The organism is Prescottella equi, from assembly GCF_002094305.1.
Lineage (GTDB): Bacteria > Actinomycetota > Actinomycetes > Mycobacteriales > Mycobacteriaceae > Prescottella > Prescottella equi.
Window position 1 is genome coordinate 7,265 of record NZ_LWTX01000005.1, and the last position, 21,105, is coordinate 28,369.

Annotated in this window: 1 protein-coding gene; it reads right to left on the minus strand. The window is 70.0% G+C overall.

Translation table 11 applies throughout. From position 1 onward, the window contains the following. Positions 1 to 12 precede the first annotated feature (12 nt). The gene (locus A6I89_RS13935) at positions 13 to 20,772 is read right to left on the minus strand and encodes a non-ribosomal peptide synthase/polyketide synthase (RefSeq protein ID WP_044991382.1); all 20,760 of its coding nucleotides are present in this window, start codon (positions 20,770 to 20,772) and stop codon (positions 13 to 15) included. Between the last annotated feature and the right edge of the window lie 333 nt (positions 20,773 to 21,105).

The following is a 21,105-nucleotide window of genomic DNA, read 5'->3' on the forward strand; positions in this document are numbered from 1 at the left end:
ATCCGAGCGCGATCACTCGTGTCCGCCCTCGATGATCGCCGATGCGGCGACGATCATCTCGGCAACCGCCGACCGGTAGCCGTCCGGGCCCAGCGCCGGCAGGATGCCCGGCAGCAGCCCCGTCAGCGCAACGGTCATCAGCGCCTCACCCTTCAGCGCCGCGCCCATCAGGGCGACGGTCGCTTCCAGTTTCGCGTGCAACTGCCCGAACGTGACGTCGGTGCCGTCGTGCGCGACGGCCACCGTCTCCGGCGCGATCTGCGCGGCACCCGCGACCAGTTCGGGCAGGTCGTCGACCGTGAGCTGCTTCTTCGGTTCCAGTGCCGCCCGCTCGGCATCCGTGGTGACGTCGATGGCGCGCAGAACCACCGACGGGTTCTCGGTGACGACATCGAGGATCCGCACGAACCGGTCGGCGAAGACCTCGACGGTCTCCCGATCGAACAGTTCGGTGGCGTACGTGAACGATCCGTCGATCCCGGTGAGGGCACCGGACTGGTCGAACTGTTCCACCGCGGTGACCTGGACGTCGAACTTCGACTGGTCGGCACCGAGATCCAGCGCCGACACCTCCAGGCCGGGCAGGGCGAACGTGCCCGTCTGCATGTTCTGGAACGTGAGCATCACCTGGAACAGCGGCGAGTGGGAACTCGCGCGCCGGACACCCACGGCCTCGACCACCTGCTCGAACGGCACGTCGGCGTTCGCGAAGGCCGCGAGATCCTGCGTTCGTGCGTGCGCGAGCAGATCCGCGAACGACGCGCTCGGCTCGACACGGGTGCGCAGCGCGAGCGTGCCCACGAACATGCCGATCAGGTCGTCGAGGGCGGCGTCACCGCGGCCCGCGACCGGGGTGCCGATCGTGATGTCGTTCGACCCACCGAGCCGCGACAGCAGGATCGCGAGCGCCGCATGGAAGACCATGAACGTCGTCGCGCCCTGCTCGCGGGCCGTCTTCTCGACGCGCGCAGCGAGATCCGCGTCGACCGCGAACGGAACCGCGGCCCCCGCGAGCGACGGACGGGCCGGCCGCGGACGGTCGGTCGGCAGCGCCGAAAGTTCCGGCGCCCCCTTCAGTTCGTCCACCCAGTAGGCGATCTGCCGGGCCACGGCCGAGTCCGGATCCGACTCGTCGCCGAGAACCTCGCGCTGCCACAGCGTGTAGTCGGCGTACTGCACGCCCAACGGCTCCCACTGCGGCACACCGCCGTCGACCCGCGCGACGTACGCGAGCACGACGTCGCGGATCAGGGGGCCCATCGAGAACCCGTCGGCCGCGATGTGGTGTGCGACGAAGGCGAGCACGTGCTCGGTCTGCCCCACCGCGAACAGTGCGGCCCGGACCGGCACTTCGGCCGTGACGTCGAATCCACGTCCCAGGAACTCGATCAACCGATCGGTGACGTCCGCCTCGGACACCGCGATCGGCTGCAACCGCGGCACGGCCCGATCGAGCGGGACCAGCACCTGAGCCGGACCGTCGGCGGTGTCCGGGTACGTCGTGTGCAGCACCTCGTGCCGCGCGATCACGTCTGCCACGGCACTCGCGAGGACCCCGGCGTCGAGCGCGCCGGACAGGCGCACGGCGACCGGAATGTTGTAGGCCGCCGAGGCGGTATCGACCTGGTTGAGGGTCCACATCCGCTGCTGCGCGAGCGAGAGCGGAACGTGCGGCGGGCGCGGCCGCGCGGTGAGCGCTGGGCGTCCGCCCTGGCCGACGAGCGGCGTGACCGCGCCCGCGACGCCCGCGACGGTCGAGTCCTCGAACACCACGCGCACCGGCACCTGCGTGTCGAGCGCCGCACCGAGCCGGGCCACCAACTGGGTGGCCACCAGCGAGTTGCCGCCGAGTTCGAAGAAGTCGTCGTCCAGACCCACCCGTTCGATCCCGAGCACGTCGGCGAAGGCACCGGCGACGATTTCCTCGATCGGCGTGGTCGCGGCCCGGAAGTCGCGGGCCTCGAACACCGGCTCCGGGAGAGCCTTTCGATCGAGCTTGCCGTTCGCGTTGAGCGGCAACGCGTCCAGCACCACGTACGCCGACGGCACCATGTACGACGGAAGCGTCCGCGCCAGAGCGTCGTTCACCGTCGCGGTGTCGATGTCGGCGTCCGCCACCAGGTATGCGACCAGTCGCGTGCCGGTGTGAGCGTCGGTGTGCGCCGTGACAGCGGCCTCGCGGATCCCGGACAGTTCCCGCAGCCCGGCCTCGATCTCGCCGAGTTCGATGCGGAAGCCGCGGACCTTGACCTGGAAGTCGGCCCGCTCGACGTACTCGAGTTCGTCCGAGGCGTTCCAGCGCACCACGTCACCGGTGCGGTACATCCGCTCACCGGTGGCCCACGGGTCGGCCACGAAACGGTCGGCCGTGAGGTCCGCTCTGCCGTGGTACCCGCGGGCCAACTGCACGCCCGCCAGGTACAGCTCGCCCGTCACCCCGGCAGGCACCGGGTTCAGCCGCGAGTCCAGCACGTACACCCGGGTGTTCCACTCGGGCACACCGATCGGCACGACGACGGTGTCCGCGTCGGTCACCTCGTGGTGGGTCACCGACACCGCGGCCTCGGTGGGTCCGTACAGGTTGTGCAGCACGGCGGTGTTGTCGGCCCGGAACGCCTGCGCGGTCGCGGCCGGCAGCGCCTCGCCGATCGCGAAGATGCGGCGCAGCGACGGGGGCAGCGTCCCCCCTGCGGTCGTGGTGAGCATCGACAGCATCGACGGGACCACGTGCAGTGTGGTGACCTCCTCGTCGCGGAGGACGCCGAGCAGGTAGCCGGGATCGCGGTGGCCGTCCGGCGACGCGATCACGAGCCGTCCGCCGCTCGTGATCGTCGACCAGAACTCCCACACCGACAGGTCGAATGTCGCGGCCGTCTTGAGCAGCGCGGCGTCCGACGCGTCGAGCCCGTACTCGTCACGCATCCAGAGCAACTGGTTGACGATCGCCCCGTGCGGCACCGCCACACCCTTGGGCCGGCCCGTCGAACCCGACGTGAAGATCACGTACGCGGTGTTCCGCGAATCGAGCGGGCGCAATCGATCGGCGTCGACGACCGGGGTGGCTGCGAACGCGTCGAGGTCGACGGTGTCGATCTCGAGCACGGGCCACGACGCGACGGCGGCGCCGTCCCGCGAAGTCGTCAGCACGCAGACCGGTCGGGCCGCGTCCAGGATGTACCCGGTCCGGTCCGCGGGCTGGTCCGGGTCGACCGGAACGTAGGCGCCGCCCGCCTTCGCGACCGCGTACATGCCGACCAGCAGATCGACCGAACGGCGAATCGACAGGGCCACGAGCGACTCCGGTCCGACGCCGTCCGCGATCAACCGCCGTGCGAGACGGTTCACCCGGGCGTCGAACTCCGCGTACGTGACCCGCTCGGCGCCGCTGACGAGGGCGATCCCGTCCGGGGTGGCCTTCACCTGAGCGTCGAACAGGTCGACCAGGGTGGCCCGCGCGGTCGCGGTCGCGGTGTCGTTGCGTTCCACCAGCAGCCGCGCGCGTTCCTCGAGTCCCAGCAGATCGACGTCGCCGACGGGCAGCGTCGGCTTGACGACGACGGCGGCGAGCAGGCGCGCGAAGCGCTCGGCGAACGAACGGACGGTCGACTCGTCGAACAGGTCGAGGGCGTACGTCATCGACGCCTTCATGCCCGTCGGGTCGCCGCCGTCGTCGTAGTGGTCCTCGACGATCATGTGCAGATCGAATTGCGCCACACCCGATTCGATCTCGGCCGCCTCGACGGTGAGGCCGGGCAACTCGAGCGCGCCGGTGTCGTGGTTCTGGAACGAGAAGCCCACCTGGAACAGCGGGTGCCGCGCCGTCGACCGCGTCGGGTTGAGGTGCTCGACGAGCCGTTCGAACGGCACGTCCGCGTGCGCGAACGCCTCGAGGTCCGTGTCGCGGACCTCCGACACCAGGTCGGCGAACGACCGCGCACCGTCCACGCGGGTGCGGAACACGAGGGTGTTGACGAACATGCCGACCAGCGCGTCGAGTTCGGCCTCGCCGCGACCCGCGATGGGGGTGCCGACCGCGATGTCGTCGCTGCCCGACAGCCGCGACAGCAGCACCGCGAACGCCGAATGCACCGCCATGAACAGCGTCGCGTTCTGCTCACGGGCGAGATCACGCAACGCCCGGTGGGTCGGGGCGTCGATCTCGAACTCCACGAGTCCGCCGCGGAACGACTGCACCGCGGGACGCGGATGATCGGTCGGCAGATTCAGCTGGTCCGGCAGTTCGGCGAGGGTCTCGCTCCAGTACCCGAGCTGCTGAGCGGCGAGCGACTCCGGATCGGTCTCGTCGCCGAGGATCTCCCGCTGCCACAGCGCGTAGTCGGCGTACTGCACCGCGAGGGGCGCCCACCCGGGAGCGTGCCCGGCAGTACGTGCGGCGTACGCGGTCATGACGTCACGGGTGAGCGGGGCGAGGGACACACCGTCCGCGCTGATGTGGTGGACGACCATGCCGAGGACGAAGTCGTCTGCGCCCGTGCGGTACAACTCCACCCGGATCGGGACGTCGGAGGTCACGTCGAACCGGGTCTCGGCGAGTGCACGCAACCGGCCGGGTAGGTCGTCCGGAGCCACATCGACGATCCGGAGCGGCGTCCGCGCGTCCGCCGCGGGAAGGATGACCTGTGCGGGGCCGTCGTCGGTCGCCGGGAACACCGTGCGCAGCGACTCGTGCCGCTCCGTCACGTCGGCGAGGGCCAGATCGAGGGCCGCCACATCGAGATTCCCGGACATCCGCAGTGCCAGTGGGATGTTGTACGCGGTCGACTCGGTGTCGAACCGGTTGAGGAACCACATGCGCTGCTGCGCGAGCGAAAGTGGGATCCGCTCGGGACGGGGGCGGGCAGTGAGGGCCTTCCGCGTACCGCCGGCCTGCTGCGTCAGCCGCGCCGCGAGCGCCTCGACCGTGGATGCCTCGAACAACTCCCGCACCGGCACCCGGGTGTCCAGGGCCCGGCTCAGGCGGGAGACCACCTGGGTCGCAACCAGCGAGTTGCCGCCCAGGGCGAAGAAGTCGTCGTCGAGCCCCACCCGGTCGACACCCAGGACCTCGGCGAACACACCGGCCACGATCTCCTGGGTCGACGTCGTCGGAGCCCGGAACGCCCTCGTCTCGAAGACCGGCTCGGGCAGTGCCTTCCGATCCAGCTTGCCCGACGCGTTCAGCGGGAAGGAATCGAGAACGACGAACGTCTGCGGCACCATGTACGACGCGAGCGAGGCGGCCAGTTCGGCCTTGACCCCGTCGACGTCGAGGCCGCCGGTCGCGACCACGTAGGCGACCAGCTGATCGGACTTGACGAGCACCACCGACTGCGTGATCTCCGGCCGCGCCAGCAGAGCCGTCTCGATCTCGCCGAGTTCGATCCGCAGACCGCGCAGCTTCACCTGGAAGTCGGTGCGGCCCAGGTACTCCAGCTCGCCCGCAGGAAGATCCCCCGTCGCTTCGCTCGCCCCGACCGTCCACTTCACCAGGTCACCGGTGCGGTACATCCGCTCGCCGGCGGCGGCGAAGGGGTTCGCCACGAAGCGATCCGCCGTCAGGTCGGCCCGACCGAAGTAGCCCCGCGCCAGCTGGGCTCCCGCGAGATACAGCTCGCCCGCAACACCCGCCGGGACCGGACGCAGGCGCCCGTCGAGCACGTACGCCCGGCTGTTCCACACCGGCGACCCCATCGGGACGCTCGCGCCGACGGTGCCCGCCACCGGGCGCGCCGTCGCGTGCACCGTGAACTCCGTGGGCCCGTACAGGTTGTGCAGTTCCGCACCGTTCACCGCGGCGAACCGGGCCGCGGCCGACGTCGGGAACGCCTCACCGGCCACCTGCACCAGCCGCAGCGAATCGCAGTCGCCGGCGGCCAGCTCCGCGGTGAACGCCGTCAGCATCGACGGCACGAACGACGTCGCCGTCACCGCCTGGGCCTCGATCACCCGCTTCAGGTATGCCGGATCCCGATGCCCGTCCGGGGTCGCGATCACCAGACGCCCGCCGACCGCCAACGTGCCGAACAGCTCCCACAGCGACACGTCGAACGTGAACGGCGTCTTCTGCAGCACGACGTCGTCCGCCGACAGCGCGTACTCGGCGCACAGCCACTCGATCTGGTTGACGATCGCGGTGTGACCGACGGCCACGCCCTTCGGCCGGCCCGTCGAGCCGGACGTGAAGATCACGTACGCGGTGTTGCCCGGACGCAGCGGTGCACGACGTTCCGCATCGGTGACCGGAGCGTCCGAGAACCGCGAGACGTCCAGCTCGTCGAGAACCACGACTCGCTGGGCGGCGGGAAGATCGGCGCCGTCCCGTGAGGTGCTCAGCAGCAGAACCGGATTCGCCGTCTCCAGGATGTAGGCATTGCGTTCGGCGGGCTGGTCCGGGTCGATCGGAACGTATCCGCCGCCCGCGGCGAGCACCGCGTACATCCCCACCAGCAGGTCCGGCGAACGGCGCACGCCGAGCCCGACGAGCGAATCGGGGCCGACACCCTCTGCGATCAGCAGCCGTGCGGTACGGCGCACCCGCGCCGCGAACTCCGCGTACGACAGCGACTCGCCCTCGTAGACGAGTGCCGTGGCATCGGGCGTGCGCGCCACCTGCGCGTCGAAGAGGTCCACCAGCGTGGACGCCGTGACGGGGTGATCGGTCGCGTTCCACTCGTCCAGAACCAGGGACCGCTCGCGGTCGTCGAGCAGATCGATGTCGCCGACCACGACGGCCGGGTCGGCGACGACCTCGTCGAGTACCCGGACGAAGCGGGCGGCGAACACCCGCATCGACGCTTCGTCGAACAGATCGGTGGCATACGTGAGGTCGACCGTGTACCCGGCTTCGACCGGCTCGACGGTGACCTGGAGATCGAACTTGGCGACGGCCGCGTCGAAATCCACCGTGGACACGTGCAGTCCGGCGAGCTCGAGCGAGGCACGATCGAGGTTCTGGAACGCGAGCATCACCTGGAACAGCGGGTGCCGGGCCTGCGAGCGCTCGGGATCGAGGATCTCGACCAGGCGCTCGAACGGGAGGTCGGCGTGTTCGAACGCGGCCAGATCGGTCGACCTGATCCGTGCGAGCAACTCCTCGAACGGTTGTCCGCCGTCCACGTCCGTCCGCAGGACCAGAGTGCCGACGAACATGCCGATCACGTCGTCGAGCGCGGCCTCACCGCGTCCGGCGACCGGGGTGCCGATCGCGATGTCGGAGGTGCCACTCAACCGGGCCAGGAGAACCGCCAACGCCCCGTGCACCACCATGAACGGCGTGACACCGCGGGCTCGTGCCACCGCATCGATCGCGGCGTGCAACTCCGGACCGATCGAGAAGCGGTACGACGCACCGTGGTTGGACGCCACCACCGGCCGCGGCCGGTCCGAGGGCAGATCCAACTGCTCGGGAAGGTCGGCGAGCTGCTCGGTCCAGTAACTCACCTGGCGCGAGATGACGGACTCGGAATCGTCCTCGCTGCCGAGGACTTCCCGCTGCCACAGCGTGTAGTCGGCGTACTGCACCGCGAGCGGGGCCCACGCCGGCGCCTCGCCTGCCGAGCGCGCGGCGTACGCGGTCATCACGTCGCGGGCCAGCGGAGCCATCGAGAAGCCGTCGGACGCGATGTGGTGAACGACGATCGCGAGGACATGTTCGTCGTCGGCGAGACGGAACAGCGCGGCGCGCACCGGGACGTCGGCAGCCAGGTCGAAGCCGGCGGTGGCCAGCGACTCGATCCGCCCGATCAGCTCGCCGTCGGGCACGGCTTCGGGCTCGAGCTCGATCGTGACCCTCTCCACCGGCAGGACGGCCTGCGTTCCAACGCCGTCGACGTCGGGGAAGACGGTCCGCAGCGACTCGTGGCGCGCGATCACGTCCCGCACGGCGCGGCGCAGGGCCTCGACGTCCAGGCCACCGGACAACCGGATAGCGAGCGGAATGTTGTTCACGGCCGAATCGGGCTCGAACCGACTGAGGAACCACATGCGCTGCTGTGCGAGCGACAGCGGAATCCGTTCCGGCCGCACGCGACTCGTCAGCGCGGGCCGGGAACCTGAACCTGCGAGCACCTGCACGCGAGCCGCCAGGGACTCCACCGTCGACGCCTCGAACAGTGCCCGCACCGGCACCTGGGTGTCGAGAGCCGCACCCAGGCGCGACACCACCTGCGTCGCGACGAGCGAGTTGCCGCCCAGGGCGAAGAAGTCGTCGTCGAGTCCCACCCGGTCCAGGTCCAGGACGTCGGCGAACACGCCGGCCACGATCTCCTGCGTCGGTGTCGTCGGGGCCCGGAACGCCTTCGTCTCGAACTCCGGCTCCGGCAGCGCCTTCCGGTCCAGCTTGCCCGAGGCATTGAGCGGGAACGCGTCGAGTGCGACGAACACCTGCGGAACCATGTACGAGGCCAGCGACGTGGCCAGCGCGGCCTTGACCGTGTCGGCATCGAAGTGCGTGCCCGCGACCACGTACGCGACGAGCTGATCGTCCTTGACGACGACGACGACTGCTCGCGTGATCTCGGGCAGGGCGAGCAATGCGGTCTCGATCTCCTCGAGCTCGATCCGCAGACCACGCAGCTTCACCTGGAAGTCCGTGCGGCCCAGGTATTCCAGACGGCCGTCGCGGGTCCGGCGGACCAGGTCCCCCGTCCGGTACATCCGCTCGCCGCGGTCGGAGAACGGGTTCGCCACGAAGCGATCCGCGGTCAGATCCGTCCGTGCAGCGTAACCGCGCGCCAACTGCACGCCTGCCAGATAGAGCTCACCCGGAACGCCGGCGGGCACCGGGTTCAGGCGTTCGTCCAACACGAACGCTTGCGTGTTCCACACCGGTGTTCCGATGGGCACCACGCCGGACTCGGCCCCGGTGGCCTCGTGCCGGGTGGCTTGCACGGTCGCTTCCGTCGGGCCGTACAGGTTGTGCACCGACGCCCCCGCGACTCGTCGCAGACGCGACACCAGGGCTCCGGTCAGTGCCTCGCCACCGCTGAACACTCGGGTCAGCGACGTCGCTGCGTCCGCGTCGAGGTGGTCGATCGTCGCCTCGAGAACCGACGGTACGAACTGCGCCACGGTGACTGCCCGATCCCCGATGACCCGGGCGAGCGCGAGCGGATCGCGGTGCGCGTCGCGCGGGGCGACGACGATGGCGGCGCCGGCCTGGAGGGGCCAGAACAGTTCCCACACCGAGGCGTCGAACGTGAACACCGTCTTCAGCAGAACACGATCGGCCGCGCTCAGCGTGTACTCGGCCTGCATCCACGCGAGCTGATTGACGATCGACCGATGCGAGACCGTCACGCCCTTCGGCCGGCCCGTCGAACCCGACGTGAAGACGACGTATGCAGCATTGTCCGGACGCAACGGCGCCGGACGCTCCGCCGCCGTGACCGGGGCATCGGAGTAGCCGGACACGTCGACGGTGTCGAGGTGAACCGTGCGACGCACCGCGGGCAGCCCCTCGTGCTCCCGCGAGGTGGTCAGCAGTAGAACGGGATTCGCCGTCTCCAGGATGTAGCCGTTGCGCCGGGCGGGCTGGTCGGGGTCCACCGGCACGTAAGCGCCACCGGCAACGGTCACCGCGTACAGCGCCACGAGCTGATCGAGCGAACGCCCCATGGCGACCGCGACCAGCGACTCGGGGCCCACACCCTCCGAGATCAGGAACCGCGCCACACGGCGCACGCGGGCCGCGAACTGCGCATAGGTCAGCGACTCGCCCTCGCACACGACCGCCGTCGCGTCCGGGGTCCGGGACACCTGCGCCTCGAACGACTCCGGCAGCGTCGTGCCGTCGACCACTCGGCCGGTCGCGTTCCAGTCCTCGACGACCCGAGACCGCTCGGCGGCGTCCAACAGCGCGACATCGCCCACGGCAACCGACGGATCCGCCAGCACTGCGGACAGGATCCGGACCAGACGCGTCCCGAACTCTGCCATCGTCGCTGCCTCGAACAGGTCCGTCGCGTAGGTCAATTCGACGGTGAGACCGCCGGCGGTGCCGGCGTCGTCGATCGACTCCATGACGCTGACCTGGATGTCGAATTTCGAGAAGACCTCGTCGAAGTCGACCTCCGAGACCGTCACACCGGGGAGTTCGAAGCTCGTCCGACCGAGGTTCTGGAAGGCGAGCATCACCTGGAAGAGAGGGTTCCGGGCCTGGGAGCGCGCCGGCGCGAGCACCTCGACCAGCCGCTCGAAGGGCACGTCCGAGTGCGCGAACGCGCCCAGGTCGGTCTCTCGCACGGATTCGACGAGCGCCTCGAACGACCGATCGCCGTCCACCTCGGTGCGGAGGACGAGTGTGTTGACGAACATTCCCACGAGGTCGTCGATCGCGGACTCGCCGCGTCCCGCGACCGGGGTACCGATCGAGATGTCCGACGTACCGCTCAGCCGCGCCGCCAACACCGACAGTGCCGCGTGGAACACCATGAAGGGCGTCGTGTTCGTGCGCTTGGCGAACGCGACGACAGCCCGGTGGATCGACGCGGAGACGGCGAACCGGTGGGTGGCGCCGCGACCGGACGCCACCGCGGGCCGCGGCCGGTCGGCGGGCAGGTCGAGCTGGTCCGGGGCGCCCGCGAGCCGATCGCGCCAGTAGGCGATCTGCTGCGCGAACACCGAATCCGGGTCGTCCTCGGCGCCGAGCACCTCGCGCTGCCACAGCGCGTAGTCGGCGTACTGGACGGGCAACGGTTGCCACGCCGGCACGCTGCCCACGCACCGAGCGGTGTAGGCCACCATGATGTCCCGGGTCAGCGGCCCCATCGAGAAGCCGTCGGCCGCGATGTGGTGCACCACGAGGGCGAGGACGTGCTCGGTGGGGCTCAGTTCGTACAGCTCCGCCCGCAGCGGAACCTCCCGCGTGACGTCGAACGTCCAGCGGGCCAGCTCACCGAGGGCCGCCGGCAGTTCGTCGGCGCCGATCGCGACCGGCTCGAGTGCGACCCGCACCTGCGAAGCGGGACGGATCACCTGCGTGCCGACACCGTCGATCTCGGGGTAGACCGTCCGCAGCGATTCGTGTCGGACGATCACGTCGCCGACCGCCGCCCGCAACGCGGTGCGGTCGAGCAGCCCGGACAACCGGACTGCCACCGGAATGTTGTTACCCGCGGACGAGACGTCGAATCGGTTGAGGAACCACATCCGCTGCTGGGCGTACGACAGCGGAATCCGCTCGGGCCGCGACTTCGCGACGAGCGGGCGTCGCCCGCTGCCCACCGACTGCTCGATCCGAGCCGCCAACGCCTGCACGGTCGAGGCTTCGAACAACTCGCGCACCGGAATCCGCGTGTCGAGGCCCTCCCCGATCCGGGCGACGACCCGCGTCGCGACGAGCGAGTTGCCGCCGAGCTCGAAGAAGTCGTCGTCGCGTCCCACTCGCGGGGTGTCGAGCAGTTCCGCGAACACCCCGGCGACGATCTCCTCGATCGGAGTCTCCGGAGCCCGGAACTCGCGCACCTCGAACTCCGGCTCCGGCAACGCCTTTCGGTCCAGTTTGCCGCTGCCGCTGATCGGCAGCTCGTCGAGCACGACGACGGCCGCGGGGACCATGTACGCCGGCAGCGCCCGCCCCACCGTGTCCTTCACCTCGGCCGGGTCGATCGACGCGCCCGGCGCGGCCACGAGGTACGCGACGAGCTGCTGGTGCCGAACCACGACGACGGCCTGCGCGACGTCGCTCAGGCGGTGCAGGACGGCCTCGATCTCACCGAGCTCGATCCGGAAGCCGCGCAGCTTCACCTGGTCGTCGGCGCGGCCGACGTACTCGAGCACCCGGTCCGCGGTCGTGCGCACGACGTCACCGGTCCGGTACAGGCGCGAGCCGGGCAGGCCGAACGGATTGGCCACGAACCGCTCCGCCGTGAGCCCGGCGCGTTCGTGGTACCCGCGAGCCAGTCCAGCGCCCTCGAGGTACAGCTCACCCACGACGCCGGCCGGAACCGGGCGCAGGCGCGCGTCGAGCACGTAGGTGGCCGCCCCACGGATCGCGCGGCCGATCGTCACCGGCTCGCCCGGCACGAGCGGGTCCGAGATGTTGGAGGCGACGGTCGCCTCCGTCGGACCGTACGCGTTGAACATCTTTCGGCCTCCGGTCGCCCAGCGAGCCACCAGGTCCGCCGAGCAGGCCTCGCCACCGACGACGACCACGCCGAGGGCGTCCAGCGCGGACGGATCCACCGACGCCAATGCCGCCGGGGTCACGAACGCATGGCTGACGTGACGGGACGCCAGCAGTTCCGTGAGCTCCTGACCGCCGTAGATCGAGGTCGGCGCGATCACCATCGTCGCGCCCGCACCGAAGGCCATCAGCAGTTCCAGGATCGACGCATCGAAGCTCGGGGATGCGAAATGCAGTGTCCGCGAAGCGGAATCGATGCCGTACCGCTCCACCTGCTCGGCCGCGAACGCGGCCAGGCCGGTGTGCGTGACCACGACGCCCTTCGGCACACCCGTGGAACCGGACGTGTAGATGACGTAGGCGGGATGGTCCGGGGTGAGGGGCCGTACGCGATCGGCGTTCGAGAGCCGGTCCACCGACTGTTCCGCGAGGCCGGCCGCCACGGCGGCATCGTCGAGCACCAGCCAGGGCAGGCCGTCGGGCAGGGCGTCGGCATGCTCCGACGTCGTCACACCGAGCACGGCCCCCGAGTCCGAAACCATGTGCGCCACCCGATCACGCGGGTAGTTCGGGTCGACGGGCACGAACGCGGCACCGGACTTCGCGACCGCCCACACGGCGGTCACCGATTCGACCGACCGCGTCAGTGCCACCGCGATGACGTCCTCGGGCCCGGCGCCGCGGGACACCAGCAGCCGCGCCAGTCGAGTGGACCGCTCGTCGAGCTCGCGGTAGGTGAGCTCCTCGACACCGGCGACCAGCGCGAGTGCCTCGGGATCGCTGTCCGCCGCCGCGGCCAGCAGATCGGGCAGCGGCGTCGGCGCGGGCGCATCGAGCCCGGCCGGGCCGGTCAGCTGGGCGATCTCCTCGGCGCCGAGCAGGTCGATGTCCCCGACGACGGTGTCCGGGTCGGCGACCACGGCAGCGAGAATGCGCAGGAACCGGTCTGCGAACGCCTGCACGGTCGACGCGTCGAACAGGTCTGTGGCGTAGGTGAACTCGCCCGCCATCCCGTCCGCGAGGCCACCCTCGCCGATCGATTCCCGGAAGGTGAACTGCAGATCGAACTTCGCGACCTCCGCGTCGAGTTCGACCTTGTCGATCGTGAGGTCGGGCAACTCGAGATGGGTCGTGCCCAGGTTCTCGAACGACAGCATCACCTGGATCAGCGGGTGGCGGGCGGTCGACCGCGCGGGGTTGAGGATCTCGACGAGCCGCTCGAACGGGATGTCGGAGTTCGCGAACGCCCCGAGCGCCACGTCCCTCGCGTGCGAGAGCAGATCGGCGAACCGCGTACCGGATTCGACGTGGGTGCGCAGCACGAGCGTGTTGACGAACATGCCGACCAGGTCGTCGAGCGCCTGCTCGCCGCGTCCGGCCACCGGGGTGCCGATCGCGACGTCGTCGGTCGCGGCGGAACGGGACAGCAGCACCGACAGCGCCGCGTGCACCACCATGAACAGCGACGCGTTGCGTTCGTGCGCGATCGCGATCAGTGCGCGGTGCACGTCCGCCGGCACCGTGAAGTCGATCTTCGCGCCGCGATAGGACTGCCGCGCCGGGCGCGGACGGTCCGTCGGCAGGTCGAGTTGGTCGGGTAGACCGTCGAGGTGCGCCGACCAGTAGCGCGCCTGCTTCGCGACGATCGAGTCCTCGTCGTCCTCCGAGCCGAGGATCTGCCGCTGCCACAGCGCGTAGTCGGCGTACTGGACGGGCAGGGCCTCCCACACGGGCTGCCCCCAACGAACGCGCGCGTCGTACGACGCCATGACGTCACGGGCCAGCGGGCCCATGGACCAGCCGTCGGCGCTGATGTGGTGGACGACGATCGCGAGGACGTGGTCGAACGGATCGATCCGGAACAGTGTGGCGCGCACCGGGGTCTCCGTCGTGACGTCGAACCCGGCCGACGCGAAAGAGACCATCGCACGGTGCAATTCGTCGACTCCGACGTGCACCGGGGTGAGGTTCGGGACGACGCGCACGGCGTCCACCACCACCTGGTGCGGCCCGTCCGGCGAATCGGGGAACACCGTCCGCAGGGACTCGTGTCGGTCGAGCACGTCCACCAGCGCGACCTGCAGGGCCACGACGTCCAGGTCACCCCGCAAGCGGAGACCGAACGCGAGGTTGTAGGTCGCCGATCGGGGGTCGAGCCGGTTGAGGAACCACATGCGCTGCTGCGCCAACGACAACGGGACCCGGTCCGGGCGTTCCTGCGCGACGAGCGGGGCGCGGTTCCCCGCGCCCGCGTGCTGCTCCACCCGCACCGCGAGCTGCTCGACGGTGGACGACTCGAACAGCACCCGCACCGGCACGGAGGTGTCCAGAGCCGCCCCGAGGCGCGCGACCACCTGCGTAGCGATCAGCGAGTTGCCGCCGAGCGCGAAGAACTCGTCGTCCAGGCCGACCGTCTCGACGCCGAGGACGTCCGCGAGGACGTCCGCCACGATCTCCTCGACCGGGGTCCGCGGAATCCGGAACGATTTCGCCTCGAACACCGGGACGGGCAGCGCGCGCCGGTCGATCTTGCCCGATGTGGTCCGCGGCAGGGCGTCGATCGGCAGGAACATCGTCGGCACCATGTACGACGGCAGACGCAACGAGAGGTGTTCCCGCAGATTCGCAGGATCGAACGGGACGGCGCACTCGGTGGACGCGACGACGTACGCGACGAGCTGATCACCGGCACGCGGGTCGTGGTGCAGCGCCACCACGGCCTGGGACACCGATCCGTGCTCGCGGACAGCCGTCTCCACTTCGCCGAGCTCGATACGCAGTCCGCGCAACTTCACCTGGAAGTCGCTGCGTCCCACGTACTCCAATTCGCCCGCGCCGTCGGCGTCGACGATCCACCGCACGAGGTCACCGGTGCGGTACATCCGCTCGCCCGGCGCCCACGGATCGGCGACGAACCGCTCCGACGTCAGATCGGAGCGGCCGCGGTATCCGCGTGCCAGCTGCGCGCCGGAGACGTACAGTTCCCCGACCACACCGGCGGGCACCGGGTTCAAGCGGGAGTCGAGGACCCGCACCTTGCTGTTCCACACCGGCGCACCGATCGGCACGGCAGCGGACTCGGTCCCGGCGACGGTACGACGGGTTACCTGGACCGCGGTCTCGGTGGGGCCGTACAGATTGTGGATCGCGGCGTCGCAGATGCTCCGGACCCGCGAGACGACCGCCGTGGTGAGCGGCTCACCACCGCAGAACACGTGTGTCAACGACACACACCCCTGCCGTTCGAGGTGGTCCGCGACGGCGTCGAGCACCGTCGGAACGAACTGCACCACCGTGATCGCCTGCTCCGCCAGGATCCTCGCCAGGTACGCGGGATCGCGGTGGCCGTCCGGCGCGGCCACCACGATGCGGGCCCCGGATTCCAACGGCCAGAACAGCTCCCACACCGACGCGTCGAACGTGACCGGGGTCTTGAACAGCACCGAGTCGTCGGCGCCGAGGCGGTACTCGTCCTGCATCGACAACAGCTGGTTGACGACTGCCGAATGCGAGATCGTCACCCCCTTGGGGCGACCGGTCGATCCGGACGTGAACAGCACGTACGCGGCGTTCTCGGGACGCAGCGGGGCACGCCGGGCCGCGTCCGTCAGCGGCGCCGGCGACATCGCGGACAGATCCAGCGTGTCGACGTCGACACGCCGCACGTGTTCCGGCAGGTCGATGTCGTCACCGGACGTCGTCAGGACGCACGAGGGGCCCGCGGTACCGAGAATGTGGGTGTTCCGCTCGGCGGGCTGCCGGGGATCGATCGGCACGTACGCGCCACCGGCAGCGAGGACGGCGTACACGGCCGTGAGCAGTTCGGGCGACCGTTCCATCGCGACCGCGACCACGCTCTCGGGTCCCACGCCCAGCCCGACCAGATGTCGCGCGAGGCGGTTGACGCGGGATGCGAACTCCTCGTAGGTCCACGAACCCGTCGCGAAGACCACTGCCGGCGCCGACGGCGTCGCCGCTGCCTGCCGGTCGAACAGTTCGGGAAGCGTCACGGGGGGAAGGTCGTGGCCGGTCCGGTTCCACTCGTGGACCACCCGGCGCTGCTCCGTCTCGTCGAGAAGGCAGACGTCACCCACGGTCACGGTGGTGTCGGAGACGATCGCATCCAGGATGCGCACGAAGCGCTCCGCGAACGTCGCGACGGTGGACTCGTCGAACAGGTCCGTCGCGTACTCGAAGACCGCGCCGATCGATGCGGGCGCGCCGGACTCGTCGAATCCCTCCGAGATCTGCAGCTGCAGATCGAACTTGGAGACGGGGACGTCGAGTTCGGCGGCTGCGGCACGGACCCCGGCGAAACTCAGGTCGCGCACTCCGGCGACCTCGGCGGACAGCATCGCCTGGAACAGCGGATGGCGTGCCGGCGACCGGGTGGGCTCGAGCGCCTCGACCAGCCACTCGAACGGCACGTCCGCGTTGCCGTACGCCTCGAGATCGGTGGTCTTGACGGCGTCGATCAGGTCGGCGAAGGTGATGCCCGGATCCACCTGGGTCCGGAGCACGAGCGTGTTGACGAACATGCCGATCAACCCGTCGAGCGCCTGGTCCCCACGCCCCGCGACGGGGGTGCCGACGGCGATGTCCGACGTGCCGCTCAACCGCGCCAACAGCATCGCGTACGCCGCGTGCACGACCATGAACAACGTCGCGCCGTGCTCGCGCGCGACGTCCAGCAGTCGGGCGTGGGTCTGCGCGGAGATGTCGAAACGCAGCTTGGCTCCGGCGTTGGAGGCCACCGCCGGGCGCGGCCGGTCGGCCGGGAGATCCAGCTGGTCCGGCAGCCCCGCGAGGGCTTCGGTCCAGTACGCGATCTGCTGTCCGGCAATCGAATTCGGATCCGTCTCGGAGCCGAGCATCTCGTGCTGCCACACCGCGTAGTCGGCATACTGCACGGGCAGCGGCTCCCACGCGGGGGCGGCGCCCTCGGACCGGGCGGCGTACGCGATCATCAGATCGCGGGCGAGCGGGCCGAACGACGAGCCGTCGGCCGCGATGTGGTGCAGCACCATGGCGACCACGTACTCGGCGTCGGAGAGCCGCAGCAACTCGATCCGGAACGGCGGTTCCGAGGTGACATCGAAGCCACGGGAGGCGAGACGGAGCAGCGTCGGCTCGAGATCGTCCGCGGCGGTCGCGACCGGTTCGAGGTCCCGCACGACGTCGCGCGCGGGAAGGACGACCTGTCGGGCGACACCGTCGACCTCGGGGTAGACCGTGCGAAGCGACTCGTGGCGCTCGACCACGTCCGCGAAGGCGGCGGAGAAGGCCTGCGGGTCCACCGCACCCGACAACCGGACCGCGAACGGGAGGTTGTACACGGCGGTCGTGGCGTCGAAGCGGTTGAGGAACCACATCCGCTGCTGCGCGAGGGAGAGCGGGATGCTCGCCGGGCGGGCGACCGAACCGAGGGCCGGTACGCCGGTGCCGCGCTGGGCGGTGTCCCCGGCACGCGCGGCCAGCGCCGCGACGGTGGACGCTTCGAACAATTCCCGCACGCCGAGGCGGACGTCGAGGGCGGCGCCCACCCGGGTGACGACCTGCGTCGCGACCAGCGAGTTGCCGCCGAGCTCGAAGAAGTCGTCGTCGAGACCCACCCGCTCGATGCCGAGAACCTCCGCGTACACCGCGGCGACCGTCTTCTCGGCGTCGCTGCGCGGAGCACGGAACTCCTTGTTGCTCAAGAACGTCGGCTCCGGAAGCGCCTTGCGGTCGAGCTTGCCGCTGGTGTTCAGCGGGAAGGCGTCGAGCACGGTCACCGACGCCGGAACCATGTACGCCGGCAGCGAGCGGCCGGCGAACTCCGCCAGATCCGCCGGAACGAGGGTGCGCCCGGGTGCGGGCACCACGTACGCCACCAACTGGTCGCCGGTCGCGGTCGAGACCACGAGGACGACCGTCTGCGACACGTCCTCGTGCGCCAGCATGACGGTCTCGATCTCGCCCAGCTCGATCCTCTGGCCGCGGAACTTGACCTGGAAGTCGGTGCGCCCGATGTAGTCGAGGTTGCCGTCCGCGCGCCAGCGGACGAGGTCACCGGTGCGGTACATCCGCTCACCCGCTCGGCCGACACCGTCGAGTCCGCCGAACGGGTTGGCGACGAACCGATCCGACGTGATGTCGGGTCGGCCGACGTAGCCGCGGGCCAGCTGGTCGCCCGCGAGATAGAGCTCTCCCGGCTGACCGATCGGGGCGGGACGCAGCCGGTGGTCGAGCACGTAGGCGCGAGTGTTCCACTCGGCCAAACCGATCGGAACGGTGGCGGTGTCCTGCGGACCGGATTCGTAGTAGGTCACCGACACCGCGGCCTCGGTGGGTCCGTACAGGTTGTGCAGACCCGCACCGCACAGCTCCCGGAAGTCGGCTGCGGTCTCGGGCGGCAACGCCTCGCCGATGACGAAGCAGTCCCGCAACGAATCACACGACCCGGCAGGGGCGTTCGCGACGAACACCGTCAGCATCGACGGCACGAAGTCGGTCACGGTCACCGAGTGCTCGGCGATCTTGTTCGCCACGTACACCGGGTCGCGGTGCCCGTCCGGCGTGGCGATCACCATGGAGGCACCGACCCGCAGCGGCATGAAGAAGCCCCACAGCGACACGTCGAACGTGGTCGCCGTCTTCTGCAGGTAGGCGTCCGACTCGGTCATCGGGTACTCGTGCAGCATCCACTCGAGCTGGTTGTCGATCGCGGCGTGCGAGACCGCGACACCCTTGGGACGACCCGTCGAACCCGACGTGTAGATCACGTACGCGGTGTTCTCCGGACGCAGCGGCGCCAACCGGTCGGCGTCCGTGACCGTCCGGGTGTCCAGCGCCGGGAGATCGATCGTGTCGATCTCGATCGACACGATGCCCGCGGGCAGGTCCACGGCGTCCCGCGCGGTGGTGAGCACGCAGGCCGGACCGGCGGATTCGAGGATGTACGCGGTGCGATCGGCCGGGTGGTCCGGGTCGATCGGCACCCACGCGCCACCGGACTTCACGATCGCGTACAGGCCGACGATCAGGTCCAGGGAACGCCGGATGGACAGTCCGACAAGCGATTCGGGACCGACGCCCATTCCGATGAGCGTGCGGGCCAGCGCGTTCGCGCGCGCGTCGAGCTCGGCGTACGTGAGCGTCTCGCCCTCGAAGACGAGCGCGGTCGCGCCGGGAGTGCGCGCCACCTGCTCGTCGAACGCCTCCGCGAGGTTGCGCGGCCGGAACTCGTGCCCCGTGCGGAGCCAGTCGCCGAGCACCGTGCGGCGCTCGACATCGGTGCCGAGCGGCAGTTCCCACACCGGCTGCTCGGACCCCGCCGCCACGTAGCGGTCGAGGAACTCGACGAAGCGCTCGTGGTTGCGGCGGGCCTCGTCGTCGCCGTACAGGTTGGGGTTCGACTCGAAGTCCACGTGCGTCGTGGAACCCGCGATGCCCTGGTAGACGTTGACGCCGAGGTCCTCGATGAGACCCGTCGACAGGATGTGCTGCTCACCGACCGTGTCGCCGAACCGCAGTGCCGTGTGGAACATCATGATGTTCACCCACGGACCGAAGAACGACGCCTGGCCGGCCGCGCCGGTGACGTCACGGCGGATGTCCTCGTGCCGGTACCGCTGATGGCGCAGCGCACCCGACACCTCGGTCGCGACCAGGCCCAGCAACTGCGAGACGGTGGTGTCGGCGGACACGGTGAGGCGGAGCGGCACCACGTTGGAGGTCATGCCGCCGGAGCGGCGCAGGACCGCGTTCGTGCGCGCCGTGACCGGCAGACTCAGCACCACGTCCTCACGCCCGGTCATCTGGGCGAGGTATGCGGCGAAGGCTGCGATGACGGCCGTCGCGACCGTCGTGTCCTCGCGCTCGAGGAACGCATCCATCCGGGCCGCCGTCCCGTCGGAGAGCGCAGCGCTGTCGATCCGGCTCAGCGGCGCGGGCGGCGCGGCCCGGCCGGCGAGACTCGTGGGCTCCTCGACCCCGGCGACGCGTTCGAGCCAGTAGTCGCGGTCCGACGTGAACCGCGTCGACGAGCGATAGGTGCGGTCGGCGTCGTAGACCTTCTCGAGCGGCGATGCCACGTTCGGCGACGGCTCCACCCCGTCGACCTCGGCCGAGTACAACTCGGCCACCCGGTTCACGAACGTGGTGGCCCCGAAGCCGTCCAGCACGACGTGGTGGGCCCGGTTGTACCAGTAGTAGAGACCGTCCTCGACGTGGAGGACCGCGGCCACGACGAGGCGGTCACGCAGGAGGTCGACGGGCGCGCTGTAGTCGGCGCGCATCCACGCCAGCGCTGCCGCCCGCGGATCGGGCTCGGACCGCAGGTCGACGTACTCGGGGGTGTCGTCGAGCGTGGTGTCGACCAGCTGCCGCGGTTCGGCGTCGACCTCGAGGAGACGCACGTAGCCGGACCCGGTCTCGCCCGCCGCACGGGCGCTGGCCCGATGGAGTCGGGCGATGTCGAGTTCGCCCCGGAGCTCGACGTACTGCGCGATGTTGGCCGGCACGGACGGATCCACGTGTTGCGCGAACCACATGCCGAGCTGTGCCTGGGACAGCGGGAACGGCTGTGCGTCCCCACCGAACGAGCTGTCACCCTCTAGTCCACCGACGCCTAGCGAGTCCAAACCCAGAGCCTCTCTTCTCACCATCACGCGCCCCCGCCCCCGTGTCGCCGAGCGACACCGGGCGGACACCGAAACACATGACCCTTCTCAGCCGCGCCCGACACGGGTCCGGAACGACAGCCGACAAGGCACACACTCGGGATATATCTGCTGATCGGACCTGTTCCGTTACAGCAGTGCGGCGCCGACGGACGCCGGTCACAGAGTTCAGGGAGAGACGGCCGACCGCGTGGATCGCAATCGCGCAGACTCGCCGAACCCCTGTCTTTCCGAGGGGTCACCTATGGCGGTCTGTCACCGATTCACCTGGGTCGAACACACCCGCATCAATCTACAGGGTCGGTCCGTCAGAACCCA